Genomic DNA, 18821 nt, shown 5'->3' on the forward strand with positions numbered 1-18821 from the left:
GGGGAATAAGATGCGTTTAAAACTGACTCTTTTTATGCTGGCTTTACTAGTAAGCGTGTTTATGTGCAGATCGGCTACGGCGTTTGAGCATCGATTACCACAACACATCCAACTCCAACATCAATCCATTGATTTACACATAGACCCAAATAAAAGCACTTTTTCAGGCACCACAATCCTGAATGTTTTACTAATGCAACCGACTAAAGTGCTCGCCTATCACAGTAAAGGCTTGGCTATCGAGCATGTCTCTTTGCTATATCAGGGCAATGAGATCCCACTTAGTCCCAGTGCGCCAAATCACTATGAAATTATTAAACACAATTTACCGATTGAAATAAGCGATACAGCCTCACTCAAAATTACGTATCGCGCTGACCTATCTGAGCATGTCGAAGGACTATACCGGGTTGAAAATGATCAAGGTCAAGTCTATTTATTGTCTCAATTTCAGTCTATGGAAGCGCGTAGAGTCTTCCCAACATTCGATGAACCCGATAAAAAAGCCACATTTAGTTTTAAGGTAACTACCCCCAAATTATATACAGTGCTTCACAATACCCTACCAGCCTCAATTAAATTTAACGGTAACTTAAAGACGGTTGAGTTTACAAAGACACCCAATATGAATACCGATATTCTCGCGCTGGCGCTTGGTCAGTTTGCAGAGTACAACGTTGCCAACACACGACTAAAGACAAAAGTATTTAGTCCTAAAAGTGCACAAATCAAGTTGCCTCCATACTTTAAAGACGTCGTTAATGATTCGTTGGTATTTATCGAAGACTACTTACAAAGTTCATACCCTTTCAGCCGGCTTGACTTTGTGGTGGGCAATTTTGGCGCAGTCGCAGCAATGGAAAACCTAGGGCTAGTGTCATTAAATGAAAATCAAATACCCGATTCAAATGCACCGCCACGCGCCCACTGCGAATTTAAAAAGCTCATCGCCCATGAAATCGCCCATAGTTGGTTTGGTAATGACATCACCATGGCTTGGTATGACGACTATTGGCTCAATGAATCTTTTACCGAGTTTATTGCTGCTAAAGTCATTCAATCACTCTATTCGGATATCGCTGCTTGTAGCTATGTCCCGCAAGTAAAAGCATTCAATGACGACAATGACCATGCTGTTCCACTGATTTTTGATGTTAAAACACGCGAAGATACTATTGCTTATGGCCAACTTTATTACACCAAAGGTCGTGCTATTCTAGAGATGCTTGAGCAAGCCTATGGTGAACATGCACTTCAGCAGCGGTTGCAACTCTATGTGAAAAAATTTGCTGGTAAAAATGTCAGCACACGCCAGTTTTTGGCTTTATTACCGGATAATAAACTCCAAAACATGGTCACCAGTTTTACCCAAAATACCGGCTACCCACTTGTCACCTTAACCAAAAAAGGTGGCCAATATGTCTTAACACAAAGCGATATATTAAACAGAAGCGATATACTTTGGACTATCCCAGTGTCGATAAAATCGTGGAATGGAAAACAAGCCTTAACACACAAGGTAATCTTAGAAGGTGAGCAAGTTCTAATTAAACTCCCGCCCAATGTTCAAAGCGTTTTCCTTGATACAGATGGCGCTGGGTACTTTCGCTATGTTGATGACACAGGACTCGCCGAGTTTCCATTTGAACAACTCAGTCCGCAAGAACAAGCCTCCTATCGAGACAACCAACAATCTCTTGCAATCAGTGGCCATATTGACTACATGGCCTACATTGACAGTGTCATTCGAGAATTAAATCGGCTTGCGCTCGATTCTGAGCAGGCAAATGCACTACTCAAAGAGCTTCAATACGCTTTCATTGACCATGTACAACTTGGCCATCAGCGCCAATTTGCGCACTATTTGAGTAAAAAGCTGACACATCAACCAAACTGGGAAGACCTAATGACAACACCCTACGGTGGTGACGTACTACAGTTTTTTGGTCTTTACTTACAAAACACTGCAGCCATCAGCGCTGCCAAATACTATTACGAGATGCCAAACAGCCAACAACATGCGCATTTTCATAACATGATTGCTGTACTCGCGAGTAGTACCACAGATACACAGTACCAAGAATTGGTCGCACAATTTAAACAGATGCCGAATAATATAAAAAGCGGCATGTTACCCGCACTGGGGTATGTCAACAATGCAGAAAAAACAACCTATTACTATGACTTGCTGCTTAGCGACGCAACAACGGGTATGGTCATCGATGTCAACTTTCAATACCCCATTTTTAACCCATCGCTCAGAGTGGTGGCTGCTGACCTCATCGCAAACAGAAAAACAAAAATAGCAGAGCGGATCTCAGCCACTTCATTGCAGTGGTTTCCATACAGTTTTCTGACAGCCTGCTCAAAAGCACAAAAGCACGCGGTGATTAGCTTGTTTCAGGGATGGAAGCACATTGAAGGACTTGGAGACAAACTTAATGTCGTTATGCATAATATTGACCAATGCATCGAAAGAACTAAAAAAATAAGCCAAAGCATCACATCAATACATTAAGAAGTATAAAAAGAGCTGTTAACAGCTCTTTTTAGTCTCATCCAAAAGCACGGGCTTTTTGGTATGCAGGACGTGCTTGAACACGTGTAAGGAAAGCTTGAATATGCGGTCGATTATCGAGTAACTTTAAGTCGTCAGCAATTTCTAAAGAAATGGTCATCATTATATCTGCAGCGCTGAATGCATCGCCCGCAAAGTAGGGGCGCTTAGCAAGCGTCTCGTCTATATAGGTCAAATCTAAATTCAATTCCTTGGCAATATACCCATCGAGCGGCGCATCACCAGTACGCGTTTCCATTTGCATCAGTAAATAGGTGATCACAGGTAAGCTTAGCGACCCCTCAGCAAAGTGCAGCCACTCTAAGTACGCATAGTAAGTATCATCACCTTTGGCGGGACGGAGTAAACCTTCACTACTTAGGTCTAAAATGTACTCCAAGACTGCACCTGACTCACACAATACGTGACCATTATGTTCAATCACAGGCGCTTTATTTAATGGGTGTACTTTGCCTAAGCTAGCTGGCGCCAGCTTGGTATTTTCATCTCTTTGATGATGCACGATTTCAAAAGACATCTTGAGCTCTTCGAGCAACCAAATAACTCGTGTCGAACGCGATTCGTTTAAATGGTGAACGGTAATCATTACTTGGTTCCTTACCCAGTCAATCTATGCACAAGCAACTCGCCGACAGCATGTGCACTGGCTGGGTTTTGCCCTGTGATGACTCTCTCGTCTTCTACTGTAAAGCTCTGCCATGGCTGTACTTTATTAAACTGCGCAGCCAGCCTCGTTAAAGACTCTTCTAACAAAAATGGAATGTCATTAATGGTACCAAAATCGATTTCTTCTTCTCGCGTGAATGACGTCACTTTTTTATCGGCAATCAGCGCGTTACCATTACCCAAAGTAATAGGCAGTAAGGCTGCAGGGCCGTGACACACAGCCGAGATAATACCGCCTGATTCATAGTGCTTCGCAGCTAATGCCCCCATAGTTTTATCTGTCGCCAAGTCGCTTAACAAACCAAAACCGCCAGGGTAAAAAATAGCGTCGTATTCATCGATATTGACTTCGTTAATGAGCTGCGTATTGTCAACTTTTTGTATGAATGCGGCATCAGCCAAAATATCGCTATTTACTTGATCGTCCTCGATATCCGTGCCATATAACGGCACCTTGCCGCCTTTAAGTGATACGATATCAAACTCAATTTGATGCGCTTTAAGCACAGCGACAACATGGGTTAATTCTGGGGCATATGTTCCGTTGGGCTGTTCAGTATTACCCAAAGTTGCATGATTTGTGACGGGAATAAGCACTTTTTTCATCTCTTTTGTCCTTTGGCTTAAGTTATGTTGACAACTACTGTATATTTTTTCTAAATAAAAGATAATTAGCTAATTCAGTTAAACACTTTTGCTATTTAGCAAAAGTGTACATTTCATTGTTCAAGCTAAAACTTAAGAATAGGCGTTATTTGATGGATAGCTTTGAAGGCGTATTTGAATTCGTCGCTGTTGCGGAAAGCGGCGGTTTTTCGTCGGCAGCCAAGGTGCTCAATTGCAGCACAAGCCACATTAGTAGGCAAGTTTCCCGACTAGAACAGCGTGTAGGTTGCAGCCTATTTGCCAGAACAACACGGCAAATCAACCTCACTGAGAATGGTACCTTTTATTACCAACAATGTAAGCAGCTCATTACTGGTTTACAGCAGGCCAATGAGCAACTCGCGCAGCAGCAATTTAATCTTAGCGGCACACTGCGTGTCAGTGCCGCTGGCGGCTTCGCCGAAAATTACCTAGCACCTGCACTGATGGCTTTCGCTAAGCTACACCCAGAGCTATCTATCGACATCGATTTTAACAGCCGTATGGTTAATTTTGTTGAGGATGGTATCGACTTCGCCATTCGGTATGGTGAACTCCATGACTCTAATTTAATTGCCCGTAAGCTCATCAGCCGTAACATGATGGCTGTGGCAAGCCCCGAATACTTAGCCCAAAACGGGACACCCACTCACCCGTCAGAGCTAAAGCAACATAACTGCATTATTGCTAATAACGACAGTTGGTCATTCTTAGTCGACGGTCACAAGCAAAGCTTTAAAGTTAAAGGCAACTGGCGTAGTAATAATGCCAATGTTGTGGTGTCTGCCTGTACACAAGGACTTGGCATCGCCTATATGCCAGAGCGAACTTTTGATAATGCCATTGGTTCACAGCAACTCACACCTATTTTAAAGCCATTTTGGAGCTCAGGCGCAACCAGCTGGATTGTGTATCAAAATCGGCAGTTTCAACCTTTGCGCACGCGCTTGGCCATCGACTATTTACTCGCGCACTTTAAAGACTTTTAACCTATTTTGTATGATTTAGAGCAAGGTAAGCTGTTATAACATGTAATGTTTTTTCCTTATGTTCGAGATTACCATCAAAGATGATATCAACCTATATTAATCCGCTTAAAGCGTGTTTAAGGAGAAAGTCGATGTGTACTCGAGTACTAAATAACCTCAATCGCAAGTACATTGCAACAGCTAGAAACATGGACTGGATGTTCCCTTTACCCACTAGCTTATTTACCTTTGATAAAGGCCTAAACAAAATAGGCATGCCCATTTCAGATAAAAAAGAAGATAACGAAAAAGCACTGAAATGGTGTTCCAAATATGCCAGCGTCGTTGCCATGGTGGGTGATGACCAAAGTGGCTGGGCATCTTCTGATGGCATCAATTCTATGGGCTTAGCCGCAAACGTACTATACGATTGCAATGCAACCTATGCCCAAAACCAGCCGTGCAAAGACGGCAAGCTTAGCGTGTTGCGCTGGGTACAATATGTCTTAGATAACTTTGTGTTTGTAAAAGAAGTGGTCAGTGAGTTCGAACAACAAAAAATTGAACTCGTGCCAGCAGATGTCCCCAATAGCGAGGGAAAACCCGCAACGTTACACTTATCCGTATCCGATGTGACGGGAAACTCTGCCATTATCGAAGTACACAACGGTCAATTTTACATTCACAGTAAAGATGACTATGTCGTCATGACCAACGACCCAGACTACGACAAGCAGTTAAAAATTGATGCATATTGGAAATGGCAGTGGTCAGATGAAAATATTGCCGCTAGCCACACCATTCCGGGAGGGCCGTTCTCAGCAGACAGATTTGAACGCGCTTTATTTTACATTAGCCACATGAATGCCCCAACGAGTCATGATGAAGCACTAGCACAGGCAAAATCAGTCGTAGCAAATGCCTGTGTGCCATTGGGTTATAACGTACAAATAACCGAAAGCCCCAATATTTCAAATACCCTTTGGACAACATTAGCGAATCACAGCGAGCAGAAGTACTATTTCTGTAATGCTCGCACCGCCAATACCATTTGGGTGGATCTCAACACATTCGACTTTAATGAACCGGTTAAACGTTTAGATATGGTGACCATCGACGCAGACAATCAGGTCATCAATAAAAGCTATGAGGGCCAAGTTAATCAGTTATTAAGCCCAGTATTAGACCCGTACAGCCCTAATTTATTTATACCTGATGAGATATGCCGTATTGGTGCGTAACCTCTACCTACTCAGCGTCGGATCCAACCGATGCTGAGTAATAGCCTACTCCCCTGCTCAACTTGAGTTACTGCATGCACGCAGCTATCAGGTCGAAAAAACTTAACCCTATCAGACTCGTAAAGTGGTGTCTGACACATAAACTCCCCCCCTTTTTTGGCTTTTTTCAATACCAGATTCAATCTAAAATGACGACCTGAAGAGACTGCATCTACATGCTCTGGTACTTCACACCCCTCTGGGAACTTTAGCAAATAAACATCAAACTTAATGGGCCAACGGGCCCCCAAAAGCAACATCTTTTGATAACCTGATTTTTGTCGTCCAACTTGCCATCTAAATAAATGTTTCAGCACACCGCCCCCAAGTTCTCCTTTAAATCACGAGACATTAACCTTTAACCAAATGAGGATTTTTAATCACAAAACCGCGTTCAGTCCCTGAGATGAACCCCACGCTTTCATATACTTTGTGCGCAGCTGCGCGCGCTTCGCCAGATAACAGCATCACTTTATAACAACCATGCTCCCAAGCCAATTCGATAGCTGCTTGCATGACTTGCTTGCTAAGCCCTCTACGCCGAAACTGCGTGCCAGTTATCACATGCTCAATAACTGCATAAGGTCGAATATCATTTGTTAAGGTAGGCACTATCGATAGCTGACATGTCGAGGCAATCTGCCCCTCAAGCTCTGCCACAATCAAATGATTCTTCGTATCGTTGTCTATAGCTTGCCAACCTGAAGTCAAAGCATCATCTGACACATCCGGGTCATTGGGTCTGAGTGCTTTATATAATTGCATAATGCCTGATAAATCGGCCTGCGTTGCGACTCTAATAATAGTCATCGTGCTCGCTCCTTTATGATATTACAAAGTTATCCTTGATGGCTTGAATTTATATTGACATAAACAGCCTATCACTGGCTACTCTATTAAAACCTTCCCACTTTTACTGGTAGCCCGCTTTGAAACGGTACAGATATAAGCACAAAGTATCTCACGTCTATTCAACGTTTGACCTCATATAATTCCAAGGGTAATCCATCCGGGTCCTGGAAAAAGGTAAAGCGTTGCTGTGTATATTCATCCACTCTAACAGGCTCTGTTTCAACATGATGTGAATGCAAATGTGCAATCACCACGTCGATATCTTGAACCTGAAATGCCAAATGACGCAGTCCAGCAGCTTCTGGGCGACTGGGCCGCGGAGGAGGGTTGGGAAATGAAAAAAGTTCTATTTGTGTACCATCAGGTAATGCCAGATCTAACTTATATGACTGCCTGTGTGCACGATAGTTTTCAGCAAGCACTTTAAAGCCGAGAATATCCGTGTAAAAAGCTTTAGAAGCCGCATAGTCAGTGCAAATAATGGCAACATGATGAATGCCTGTCATCATATTAAAAACTCACTTAATATTTATAATCATAACAATATAGAGCAATAACGTTGCTATGCTCCAAAAACCAAACAAAAAACAAATTATAAAATGACCATATTCGCTGCATGTAGAACCATTAATGGTGGGCTTTACTATGCATGTCATCTTTATAACAACACTCGATTATGCATTGAACTAAGCTAACAACATACGCAACACCACTCTTTTTAAAATTCGACAAAGACCAAGTTCATATTGATAGTAGCAACGCTAAAAAGTTAGTGAGAACATAAATTTCTTAATAAAATAACGCAAATAAAATCAAAAAACACGGTTTAAAACCCTCAGTAAATAACGAGCCCAAAGACACGCAACACATTGAAAAATATAGATATATAAATTTCACCCATGAATTTAAATTAAAAGATCACCGCCACCATTTAAATTAAAGAAACAAAAATAACAATTTACACACTTATTAATATATGTAACAAAATAAATCAAAAAGGCGTATTAATTCACTCTGAAATATCAAAATAACGGGCTCACAGTTTAAGGAGAAAAAATGATTAAAACACTAATAAAAACTAGCCTGCTTGCTGCATTTGGCGCACTTACACTCCCTTCCTATGCACACACTCAAGTTGAAACCAATATTACAGCGCACCAACCGAACAACTTGAATTACTCTTTATATTTTAGCAATGAAGATCAAAGAGTTACTTATTCAAGGCAATACCATGGCCAAATTGTCGAGAGTTTGCATAATGCGTTAGTTGTATCACTCAGTGAAAAAGAGTTCTTATTAGCGCGTTCATCTGGTGCGGTCATTTTAGAACACGCGCCTGCTAAAACCATAAACCGTGCTGCAAATGCATTGGTTAATGCGAACCAAAGCATACTAACCACAACACAAACATCAGGGATCCCAAATTTTCCATGCTACCCAACGCTTGAAGAAACATATGAGCTTGCCGAACAACTCGCTGAAAAATATCCAAACTTTGTCGAGTTAAAGCATATTGGACAGTCATGGAAAAAAGAACAAGGCCTTGGCGGCCACGACCTCACAGTGCTGGTCATAAAAAATAAAAAAAGGAACAAACATAAAAAACTTCCTACCATGTACATGCAAGGCGCTTTGCATGCTAGAGAATATACAGCAGGCGCAACAACCATCAAATTTGCACAGCACTTGCTAGAAAATCGACGCAACAACCCTGACATCAAGTGGATTTTAAACCAGCGAGAAATTCATATTTTACTGATAGCCAACCCTGACGGTCGAAAATATGCAGAGCTTGGTAAAGAATGGCGAAAGAACACCAACACCGCCTATTGTGCTACAAACGAAGAGCAAATTGGCGCAGACTTAAATCGTAACTTCGACTTTGCCTGGAACTCAACTCCCTATTCCTCAGATGAACAATGCTCTAATACATACCAAGGTCCAGTAGCAGCATCAGAACCAGAGACACAAGTTATACAAAACTATATCAACAGTATTTTTGAAGATAATCGCGGAGAGTTAGACACAGACGCCGCACCGCTAGATACAGCTGGGCTGTTTATAGATATTCATAGTTTTGGTGGTATGGTCATGTGGCCATGGTCACACTTACGTACCCCACCACCCAACTCAGCGGGTTTATCCATGTTAGGACATCGACTGGCTGCCTATAGTGGCTATGTGGCGTATCAGGTCGGCAACCGTTTCCATGTTGGTGGTTCTGCCGAAGGCTATGCCTATGGCCAATTAGGCGTAGCATCTTTTACCTATGAATTAGGAAAAGAATTTTTTGAGCACTGTGGAAACTTTGAAGGTGAGATCTTCCCCAACACATTAAAGTCCCTGATTTATGCAGCAAAAGTGGCAAAAGCGCCTTACAAAATATCAGGCGGCCCTCAGATACTTGACTATAAATTAGAAGGAGCCGGCGATGTTGCAGTACCACCAGGTACCCCCATCAATTTAACCGCTGGTATTTATGATGACTTTTTTGGCAATCAATCTTATTCACCATTACCACCAAGCCAGGCTGTCAAAAAAGTAAAACTGGTCATTAAAAAGCAAGGTGAAGGCGTTGTACAAAGGCTTAAACTCCCTGCTGCCGATGGTATTTATGACTCACCGAGAGAGCAGTTAAACTACGCACTCGATACAAGTAACTGGGATGATGGTCGTTATACCTTAATACTCAAAGCTCAAGATGTTACCGGTCAATGGGGTGTTAAATATGCGAAATACTTAACGATTGATGATGATGCAAGTGCACAAAATAAAGCGCCTGTTGCTGATTTTACCCCTACTTGCACCTATGGTACTTGCCAATTTGACGCATCAAAGAGCACGGATGACAAACCGGGCTTAAAATACCGTTGGTTTATTGGCTCTGAAACATCCCGCAAAGAGTACTCGGGTGAAAAGATAGAATATGTTCATGAAATGGCAGGAACTTACTACGTCACGCTTGTGGTAGAAGATGCCAATGATATTTCCGCAGTGAAACATGCTGTTTTTGATTTAGATGGTAAGTATTTACCAATTGCAAACTTTACCTATCAATGTGCAGGTCTCATATGTGAGTTTGACTCATCAGGTGCTTCTGATCCTGACGGCCATATTGTAGAAAGACTATGGCGATTTGGTGCAGACGCAATGTATTTGCCTGGCAAGGTAAAAGAGACCTTTACCTTCCCAACAGCTGGGCAATACAGAGTGGCGTTTGTAGTTCGAGACAATGACGGGCAATACAATGAAACCTATCAATTTATCACCGTAAACTAAAGCAACGATATAATGCTCAGCATCATAGATGCTGAGCATTATAATATCGGTCATTACTTAGCCAACATCATTTCTTTTGCCACAATCGCAGCAGAGTACATAAACATCGTAGAGACAATACGCTCATCTTTTATCACTGCTTTTTTATCTTTCATTGTGGTTTTATTTTGCGCAATCGCACCATTTTTATTTAATTGTTCTTCAACTAAGAATGGCAATAAGGTCCCTTGCTTTGCCCAGCTTTTACGTCGCTCAGTCGAATTGGGGAAGCCAGCGACTTTTTTGCCTTTGATCATAAACTCACCTGATGACAGCTTTACATTTGAAAATGCCCCCGCACCATGTCCTGCTGAACCCACAATACCACCCGCTTCATAGATATCAGCGATGATTTTTTGCAAATCTTTATTGCTTGCTACGTCAAACAATGGACCATAGCCACCGCCTATGTATACCCCCCAATATTGGCTTGGGTCAATTTGAGACGGGCTCAACGTATTATTTGTTTTTTCGGTAAAACCTTCATATTTCATGGTATAGGCACTGATTCCGTAGGCTTCCATTTGAAACTCGACTTTACCGCCTTTTGGTGAGACAAAATCAACATCAACTCCATGACTTACAAAAACATGATATGGCGGTGCCACTTCCCATAAATTGTTTCTTGCATCGCTTTTATCCGGATCTCCCATATCTACCAAATTAGACGTGATAATCAGTACTTTCTTTCTATCTTCAGCCAATAGTTCAAAAGAGAGCAAACCACACACTAACAACAGTAGAGAAACTAAATACTTCATTTTTATCCTTATTATTTTTTAACTACATTAAGCTTTGACGCTAATAAAAACGAAAAGGTTTAAACCGAAATAACAAAATTTAATAAATAATTTTAGGGTACTCACTTTGCCGGTGCCAAAAGGGTAGAGATTTGCTCTCACCTTCCCTACAGGTCAGCTGTAAATAACGCATGGTTTTGCTGCTTATTAATTGTTTAAGAGAATGTACTGATTCAGCAGTTACTGTGACTTGTGTGCAATCAAAATTGCTCGCTCAGATTGCCCTTCAGCTCTAGATTATTGGGAAGTAGTGTATAGTGACGTTCGTGTCTGTGATAAAAACAGAAACCTACACAGAAACATTTGAAGGCTGGAAATATCGTGGGAACGTGACCAATGTTCACCTTTGGGATGACCCTGATCATTATTTGGGTAGTGCCATTTTTTTGTGACGGATACAAATATGGCGTATCGAGTTGCCCTAGCTTTAAACATTATCAGGGCATAAATAAGACGGGAGAACCACCTCCTGACACATGTACAATTAAGGCTAATTGCCATACAGAGCAACGCGAAATTCGAGTATTTCGTTATGGCTTCGAGCCATAAGCAACAGAAATTAAAAGGCTAATCCTGCATAAGCCCCTAACTATTGAGCAAGAACATTTCAGCACGCTGAGTTTTCACAGCGTATATGGCGATTTGTACAATACAAGAGAACATAAACCTCAATACCAGTTTGCTCATACATTATGCCGCAAATAATCACTCAAGTGAGATATAAACGCTTTGACTTTCTGTAAAGGATATTTTCGTCCTGAGTAAAACACATTCAATACTAGGTCTTCAGGCTCACGGTCTAACTTTATCTCTAATAGCTGGCCTTGCTCAATGGCTTTTTCACAGGCATGGAAAGGTAATATTGCAAAACCAAGCCCTTGAATCGCTGCGGCTCTGGCAATATTGCCACTATTTACTTTATAACTTGATTGAACAGTTAATAAATGATCCTCCTTAAAACGCCAAGGTGCGCCTTGCATCACACTAAGCGTGGTGATACAAGGCAGTGAACTTAACTCTTGTAAACTTGTTGGCTTTGGATAAAGCGCCAGCAGATTTGGAGCAGCCACAACACAACTCGGCCATCTGGCTACCTCTTTCGCCACCCATCCCGAGTCCTCTAAGCTTCCACGATTAAAACTCAACACAATATCAAAACCATCAACAACCCCTTCTTTCGCCTCTAACTGCGTATCACAACTCAATGAAATTAAAGAATTTTGAGCAACAAAGCTTGCAAGTACTTCTCCCATAAATGGCAGATCTGGCGTCATTATTTTTAGATGCCCCGAGACTTGTTCTGTCTGCAAAGAGGTTTCTTGTAAGGCGCTTTGCAAGGATCCCAGCAGCGAAAAAGTAGAGTCATAAAGTTTCTTTCCTGCCTCTGTGGGGCGCATTTTTCGTGTTGTGCGTTCGAACAAGCGCACATTTAGTTGCTGCTCCAATAGCGCAACATGACGACTGACATTTGACGTTGGCAATGCCAGTTGCTCTGATGCTTGTTTAAAACTCAAGTGCACAAACACAGCCTCAAAGCTTATTAGCCATTTTAATTCAACTTTATCTAGCACAATTCACTCATAATTTGGGATTATAAAAGTCACAAACGCCAATTTATCCCATCCGTTATATTTGTCAAAGTCTGGCTAAGATTTAAATGGAGAAATGAAACATGCAAAATACTCGACGTATTGCAATTATTGGCGCAGGTATCGCAGGCTTAAGCATGGCTATTTTTGCCAAACAGCAAGGCTTTGATGTAGAAGTGTTTGAAAAACACAGTGAGATATCACAAATTGGCGCAGGCGTGACTCTATGGCCTAATGCCCTGTATGTGTTGGATAAAATGGAGTTGATTAATGCTATCTCGGCCGTTGGCGTGCAACCTTGCTGTGTCCAGCAAATGAACCAACAAGGGCAAGTAAACTCAAAATTAGACCTATTACAACTTAGCCAAGAGTGTGGCTACCCCAGTATTAGTATTTTACGCAAAGATTTAATGCTTTGCTTGTATGAGCAGGTCAAGCAACTCAACATCTTGTGTCACTTCAACACGCCTGTTGATAACCAAGATATAATTAAACTCTCTAACCAGTTTGACCTTGTTGTCGGTGCCGATGGCAGAAACCGTTCTCAAGCAAGGGAAGCCATTTTTCAAACACCAATTGAGCCGATTTACCAAGGGTTTATCAACATCATTGGCATCAGCACGACCCCATCCAATATAAAAAATACTTGTATTGAGGAGTTTCGTGGATCTGGTTTACGTTTTGGCATTGTACCAGCAACAGCTGACACATGTTATTGGGCTGCGGCTTGGGCCTGTGACATAAATCGAAACTACACAACAAAACATTGGGTTAACGCAGCACAATGTCAGTTTAAACGTTGGCCAGCAGCGATAAACACAATATTGAACACAGCAGATATTCATACATGCAATCATATATTTGTCCACGATCTCGATCCGCTCCCTTATTGGCATCAAAACAATGTAGTGCTGATCGGTGATGCCGCACATGCATCGCTGCCAACTTCAGGGCAAGGAGCCAGTCAAGCGCTCGAAGATGTCTGGCATTTAACCAATTTGCTCAATCAGCATGAAACGATACCAGACGCACTCAGTCTCTTTTACCAAACGCGAATCAACAAAGCCACGACCGCACAAACAATAGGTCGGCAGTTAGCTAAGCAATTCTTCTCAGATATGCCTCAGCAGCCAGTAAAAATGGATCCTGCAAAGTTAAGCTCACTTTGGATGCAAGGCCTAACCACTCCCAATATGATTACGTAACTCGCACAGTAACCCTGTTTCCATTTAACTTTCCATTATGGAAAGTTTTTACTTGCCACAATGGAAAGTGTAGGCTAGATTTTAGTTTCCATAGTGGAAAGTTAAGGAGAACCAGCAATGAAAAATACACAAAATGACACCTCAGAATTAGATAAAGACGCTGCAGCAAAAGCCCTTGCAAGCATTCAATCCACGCAGCAAGAAACCATTCAGCATAGCCGGCCACCAATGTGGCTTAGCGCCATCACAGGTTTAGGCTATGGCGCGATTGTCGCAGGCTACGGCCTAATGCGTCATGAAAATCAATGGGCTTTAATGATGATCATCGGCGGAGCCGTATTTGCGCTATCTGTCGTAATTTACTTATACCGCTGCCATTTGTTAGGCATAAAACCTGCCATACTTCCACGCTCCAACGCCAGTAAAAAACTCAATATTTATAGCGCACTATTTTTTGCAGTAATAGTCGTTGTAAGCCGTGAGCTTACCCTATTTACCGAGTTGAATTTTATTCCTTGGGTATGCGGTCTAATGTGTGGTGGTGTGCTTGTTTGGTTACAACGAATGTATCCAACGGGCGAAGTGGTCAATGTGGAGCGTCCAAATGAGTGAGCTAGATCCCATTATCCATGCACCAAATCGCTTACAGATCTGCGCCATGCTTGCCACTAGCGCTGAGCTCGACTTTAAACTGATTAAATTTCAACTAGATGTCAGCGATTCCGTGTTATCTAAACAGTTAAAAGTATTAGAAGAGGCTGAGTATATTGTGACCTCAAAACGAAGCAGCCAAGGTCGACCTTGTACATGGATATCTCTCACTGAATGTGGCAGAGCGGCATTCAATGCCCATGTGGCAGCATTAAAAAAGATCATCGCGTAATTTCCATGAAAAGCACTGAGTCATGCTCAGTGCTAAATTAATACAAATTATAAGTACCTATAAATTAATATTTTTATTAATTTCATTTTCTGCAAATACACTACTGCCAAAAAAAGCCTAGCTGCTATGCTTAGTGTTCAGTAGTTGATTAGAGAGCCAACGTTTGATGTTGTTACGTTGTATTACTTGGATATTGTTGTTTGTTAGTCTCAATGCCTTCCCTGCAGCATTCACCGAGGCTGAGTTTGAAGAGATCAGAGCAGAAATACGCAGCGCATCTTCTCAATCCCCCTTAGAAGCGATATCGACCACCGAGTACTTCTTATTTAAATTCGATAAACAACTCAGTACCAGACAAAAAATCCGTTTGTTATATGGTAAAGCTTGGTTTCAAATTCAAACCGATGACATGCACAGTGCGATATCGACTCTATCACAATGTAAAAAAATGAGCATAGAAGTCTCAGATCCTACCATTTTATACAGTTATTACAGCCTTACAGCAGGCGCATTAACGCGTATGGGACTATATGAAAGAGCCCTTGAAAATTACTTGGAAAGCTACAAACTCGCTGCTTTAATGGACACTGAGCTATTTCTTCGACAAACCGAAAACAACATCGGTAATGTCTATTTAAAATTAAACCGCTTTGAAGATGCTCAATCTTATTTTCAGCGCTTTTATCAGGATGCAAAACAAAGAGGCCTCCTCCAGCAAATGGCGGTCGGCTTAAACAACCTTGGGGAAGCGCATTTTGGATTAGGCGAATATCAAACTGCACTGACATTTCATAAGCAAAGTCTCAATATTAGAGAACAAAACGAGTTTACTTACCACAGCTCTTGGTCTCATCATAACCTTGGCAAAACCTACATCGCACTTGGTGAACTTGAACTTGCAAAACAACATTTAGGGCACGCAATCACCATACGCAAAAACAGTAATGCCATTGCTGATAGCATAGGGCCGACCATCGACCTGCTAAGGATCAAGCTTTTACAAAAGGATTACCACGGTACAGACACTCAGTTAAATCACATTATCCAACTAAGCGATGAACATACTAGGCTCAAAGAGAAATCTGACGCCTATCAATTACTCGTAGAGTATTATCAAAAAATCAATAACTTGCAAAGAGCACTCGACACATCAGTGTTACTCATGCAAAGTAAAATTCAGTTTTTGAAAGGCCAAGCAGATATAGGCGTTGCTTTTCACGCTGCTCAATTGAACCTTGCTATCAAGGAGCGCGATATTGCAAAGCTAACCCAAGAGAACGCCTTACATAAAATCAACTCTCAAGCAGCTAAGGAGCAGTTGATTATCATGCTTATTGCCATGTTTATTATTGGGCTTTTAACTTGGTTTTTTGTGCGCCGCATAAAAGCCAAAAATATCGCTTTAACTGATACACTCAACAACCTAAAGTCTACCCAAAAACAACTTCTCGAAGCTGAAAAAATGTCTGCCATGACCACCTTAGTCTCTGGAATGGCGCATCAACTCAATACCCCCTTAGGGCTCGTTGTTACTTCTGCGTCATGTCTGGAGGAAAAACTTAAAGAGATCAGGAAACTGCTGTCAAACCAAACCCTAAGTGCAACACAATTAAAAATATTTTTAGAAGAAGCATCTGAAATGCTGGCGCTCACTGCGAATAATTCAGGTCGAGCCGCTGATATGATAGCTCGATTTAAACTCATCGCCGCTAATTTAGACACGAGCGAAGCATCTCATTTTGACATCCTGAGTTTATTGACACAAAGATGTACACTCATCTCACAAAGTATTGAGCAAGACATAGATTTCTCTATTACTGGAGACTCGGTAAGTATTTACTCTCACCCAGAAACTTTGATTAAGGTCATTGCTCAGCTCATCAACAACTCTTGCGCTCATGGTTTTGTACAGCAATCATCTAAACACATTGATATTGAGGTCAAAAGTGATGGTAATTATGTGCTAATTACGTATCAAGACAATGGCGTCGGTATTTCTGAGGACACTCAAAAGCACATGTTTGATCCCTTTTATACAAGCCAACTCGGTGAGGGAAATTTAGGGTTGGGTCTGAATATCGCTTATAACTCAGTTGTCCATGTTTTAAATGGTGAAATCAGCTATGAACATCAAGAAAATGGCGCCAAATTTATTTTAAAAGTGCCAAAAAAACCGAGTGACATAGATATAACGCCTAATTTGAACTGGGAAATTTAAAATTACTTAGATGAAATAAGTTAGAATGAAAGAGAGTGTACCAAAAGGAGTAGTTACATAAATCGAAAAGGTGCCAAAAGCCCTACTCCTAAGTAAGGCGATTCGAATGCTGACAGCTATCTAGTGATAACTCTAAGTTTATTTTAAAAGGCTAGAAACCAGAAATACTGATAAACTGTGCACCATGGCAAGTATCATTATCATAATTATAGATTCTCACTGTCGCCTTGCTCATAGCTGCTGATAATGCAATTGAGAAAGCCTGATCATACGAAGATGAAGACGGCGCAGTGTTCGCAAAAAACTCAATTTGACCGTTTGCACATGGTCCAGTGCCACCTGATACTTTCACATAAAAGTTATCTTTATTCGCCCCAGTATTCGCAATCTCAGTTATTTTAGCCCCTCTGACTAATTCACCCGAAATAGCGTTAAATGAAAAAGCAATAGAGATGGCTAGCAAAAATTTTTTCACGTTAAGTTCATCCTTAATATTATAAAATTGAGAAATTTTAGGTAAGTATAATTTTAAAAATTAAAAATCCAAAGCTGAATTAGTAAAAAATTAAAATTAAGTTAATTTAAACTTCCAAGACCAAATACTACAGAGCCAATAAAAAGGCTACACCAATAGGATTTAAAACGCTGAAAATATGATTTTTATGACAAATTAGTAGTATGAGTCTTGAAGACCAATAAAATCTATTTCACAGCTATTCTCAGCTTGTGAGAAGATGCGTACTTTTTTATTTGCCATCTGAGCTGCCAATATCACACTTAGCATATGACTGACCGATGCTTCAGACTTTTTACTGTATGTAATAATACCAAATGGTCTTTCTTGCTCTTTACACCCGGGAGTACCCAATGTTGCTCCCTATTCAAAATATACTTTGATCGACTTATTATCATTGAAGCTATAAACTTTAGTGCCAGTTACTTTACCAAAATCTATATCTCCTGAAAAACTAGTTGAAGAAAGCATAATATTTTTTAACACACACATCCTTTAAAGAAGTTAAAATTCATAAAAAACACAACACAATTTAATAAAAAACCACGCAATAACAACCTTCATTGTTACAATTCATTAGATTTTTACTACCTCTCATTCTAAATCCAAACCTCACTCCCTATTTATAAAAACACATTACCCAAATCACTTTAAGCAGAGAACTATAGATTTTACACCCATTAAAAATACAATTTAAAATATATTATTAATGAATGATGATGTAAAAAAAGTAACATAAATTGCATTCAATCACCGATATTTATATGCAATTCTTTGTCTTTTGGATAAGATGTACCAATTAAGTGGAACAATTCTTTCTACAAAAATTGAGAAGCTTATTGGCTCCCCTAACGATACCGACAGCCTCGAATAATTCACAATTAACCGTGGCGACAAGCCCCTAAATTTATTGGCATTTTCAGTAGAAATAATGGTGACTTCATAGAAAAAACTGAACAGTGAAGGTTATCAATACAGTAGGCTCTATCCGCCTCCCCTCTTTAGCATCCAAATGCTATAGCACAGCATAATATTAGCTTAGACTGTCAAAAAAAGAACTCGGGAGCTGAATAGTTATAGGGCGTAGTCCATATAGAATTTTAGCCTGAACAGATACTTCCTTTTGAAATAAGCTCACGCCTACCATTAGAATACTCATACAAGTGAAAATACGACACACCATCATAATTTTTCCTTTGAATGATTCCGTTCATAATCTAATTTACATAATTAGGTTTTTCCTATACGTAAATAGGAGATACAGCACGGTCATATATTTAGTAGAGGGAATTTTGAGATTAGAAT

Annotated in this window: 17 protein-coding genes; 8 read left to right on the forward strand and 9 right to left on the reverse strand. The window is 40.7% G+C overall.

Going from position 1 to position 18821, the window contains the following annotated elements:
- Positions 1 to 61 precede the first annotated feature (61 nt).
- Positions 62 to 2518 carry a M1 family metallopeptidase gene (locus JF50_RS09900; RefSeq protein WP_160290463.1) on the forward strand — a complete coding sequence of 819 codons (2457 nt, stop codon included), beginning with the start codon at positions 62 to 64 and terminating at the stop codon, positions 2516 to 2518.
- 37 nt (positions 2519 to 2555) lie between these two features.
- Here the strand turns inward: JF50_RS09900 and JF50_RS09905 are convergent, their stop codons facing one another.
- Positions 2556 to 3164: a glutathione S-transferase family protein gene (locus JF50_RS09905; protein ID WP_039609271.1), complete on the reverse strand. Its 609-nt coding sequence runs from the start codon at positions 3162 to 3164 to the stop codon at positions 2556 to 2558.
- Between the two features lie 11 nt (positions 3165 to 3175).
- A complete protein-coding gene (locus JF50_RS09910; RefSeq protein ID WP_039609272.1) occupies positions 3176 to 3850 on the reverse strand; it encodes a type 1 glutamine amidotransferase domain-containing protein in 675 nt (224 codons plus the stop codon).
- Positions 3851 to 4002: 152 nt separating this feature from the next.
- Between JF50_RS09910 and JF50_RS09915 the strand changes: the two genes are divergently transcribed.
- The gene (locus JF50_RS09915; RefSeq protein WP_039609273.1) at positions 4003 to 4878 is read left to right on the forward strand and encodes a LysR family transcriptional regulator; all 876 of its coding nucleotides are present in this window, start codon (positions 4003 to 4005) and stop codon (positions 4876 to 4878) included.
- Positions 4879 to 5009: 131 nt separating this feature from the next.
- A complete protein-coding gene (locus tag JF50_RS09920) occupies positions 5010 to 6098 on the forward strand; it encodes a linear amide C-N hydrolase (RefSeq protein WP_052262222.1) in 1089 nt (362 codons plus the stop codon).
- An 11-nt stretch (positions 6099 to 6109) separates the two neighbouring features.
- Here JF50_RS09920 and JF50_RS09925 read toward each other — a convergent pair whose 3' ends face one another.
- From JF50_RS09925 to JF50_RS09935, 3 genes are all read right to left on the reverse strand, one after another.
- Positions 6110 to 6397 (reverse strand): 2OG-Fe(II) oxygenase, encoded by a 288-nt coding sequence (locus JF50_RS09925; RefSeq protein WP_235423418.1) that lies wholly within the window; start codon positions 6395 to 6397, stop codon positions 6110 to 6112.
- Positions 6398 to 6488: 91 nt separating this feature from the next.
- On the reverse strand, positions 6489 to 6947 hold the full coding sequence (locus JF50_RS09930) for a GNAT family N-acetyltransferase (protein ID WP_039609275.1): 459 nt from the start codon (positions 6945 to 6947) through the stop codon (positions 6489 to 6491).
- 161 nt (positions 6948 to 7108) lie between these two features.
- Positions 7109 to 7498 carry a VOC family protein gene (locus JF50_RS09935; RefSeq protein WP_039609276.1) on the reverse strand — a complete coding sequence of 130 codons (390 nt, stop codon included), beginning with the start codon at positions 7496 to 7498 and terminating at the stop codon, positions 7109 to 7111.
- A gap of 547 nt (positions 7499 to 8045) precedes the next feature.
- Here JF50_RS09935 and JF50_RS26035 point away from each other — a divergent pair.
- Positions 8046 to 10268, forward strand: a complete 2223-nt coding sequence (locus JF50_RS26035) for a M14 family zinc carboxypeptidase (RefSeq protein ID WP_052262223.1) — start codon at positions 8046 to 8048, stop codon at positions 10266 to 10268.
- A gap of 53 nt (positions 10269 to 10321) precedes the next feature.
- On the opposite strand, the gene JF50_RS09945 is transcribed toward JF50_RS26035, so the two are convergent.
- Together JF50_RS09945 and JF50_RS09950 are read right to left on the reverse strand one after the other, a co-directional pair.
- Positions 10322 to 11068: a type 1 glutamine amidotransferase domain-containing protein gene (locus JF50_RS09945; RefSeq protein ID WP_039609277.1), complete on the reverse strand. Its 747-nt coding sequence runs from the start codon at positions 11066 to 11068 to the stop codon at positions 10322 to 10324.
- A 722-nt stretch (positions 11069 to 11790) separates the two neighbouring features.
- On the reverse strand, positions 11791 to 12678 hold the full coding sequence (locus JF50_RS09950) for a LysR family transcriptional regulator (protein ID WP_039609278.1): 888 nt from the start codon (positions 12676 to 12678) through the stop codon (positions 11791 to 11793).
- Between the two features lie 101 nt (positions 12679 to 12779).
- Between JF50_RS09950 and JF50_RS09955 the strand changes: the two genes are divergently transcribed.
- From JF50_RS09955 to JF50_RS09970, 4 genes are all read left to right on the forward strand, one after another.
- Entirely contained in the window at positions 12780 to 13901 is a 1122-nt protein-coding gene (locus JF50_RS09955) for an FAD-dependent oxidoreductase (protein WP_039609279.1), read from the forward strand.
- A gap of 117 nt (positions 13902 to 14018) precedes the next feature.
- On the forward strand, positions 14019 to 14513 hold the full coding sequence (locus JF50_RS09960; RefSeq protein WP_039609280.1) for a hypothetical protein: 495 nt from the start codon (positions 14019 to 14021) through the stop codon (positions 14511 to 14513).
- Positions 14506 to 14784, forward strand: a complete 279-nt coding sequence (locus JF50_RS09965; protein ID WP_039609281.1) for a transcriptional regulator — start codon at positions 14506 to 14508, stop codon at positions 14782 to 14784. Before JF50_RS09960 ends, JF50_RS09965 begins: the two co-directional genes overlap by 8 nt.
- A gap of 166 nt (positions 14785 to 14950) precedes the next feature.
- Positions 14951 to 17002 carry a tetratricopeptide repeat-containing sensor histidine kinase gene (locus JF50_RS09970; RefSeq protein WP_039609282.1) on the forward strand — a complete coding sequence of 684 codons (2052 nt, stop codon included), beginning with the start codon at positions 14951 to 14953 and terminating at the stop codon, positions 17000 to 17002.
- Between the two features lie 151 nt (positions 17003 to 17153).
- Here the strand turns inward: JF50_RS09970 and JF50_RS09975 are convergent, their stop codons facing one another.
- Positions 17154 to 17477 carry a DUF5992 family protein gene (locus tag JF50_RS09975; RefSeq protein ID WP_052262224.1) on the reverse strand — a complete coding sequence of 108 codons (324 nt, stop codon included), beginning with the start codon at positions 17475 to 17477 and terminating at the stop codon, positions 17154 to 17156.
- A 195-nt stretch (positions 17478 to 17672) separates the two neighbouring features.
- Positions 17673 to 17870, reverse strand: a complete 198-nt coding sequence (locus tag JF50_RS09980; RefSeq protein WP_039609283.1) for a hypothetical protein — start codon at positions 17868 to 17870, stop codon at positions 17673 to 17675.
- Positions 17871 to 18821: the final 951 nt, after the last annotated feature.

It is taken from the genome of Pseudoalteromonas luteoviolacea (assembly GCF_000814765.1).
Taxonomy (GTDB): domain Bacteria; phylum Pseudomonadota; class Gammaproteobacteria; order Enterobacterales; family Alteromonadaceae; genus Pseudoalteromonas; species Pseudoalteromonas luteoviolacea_H.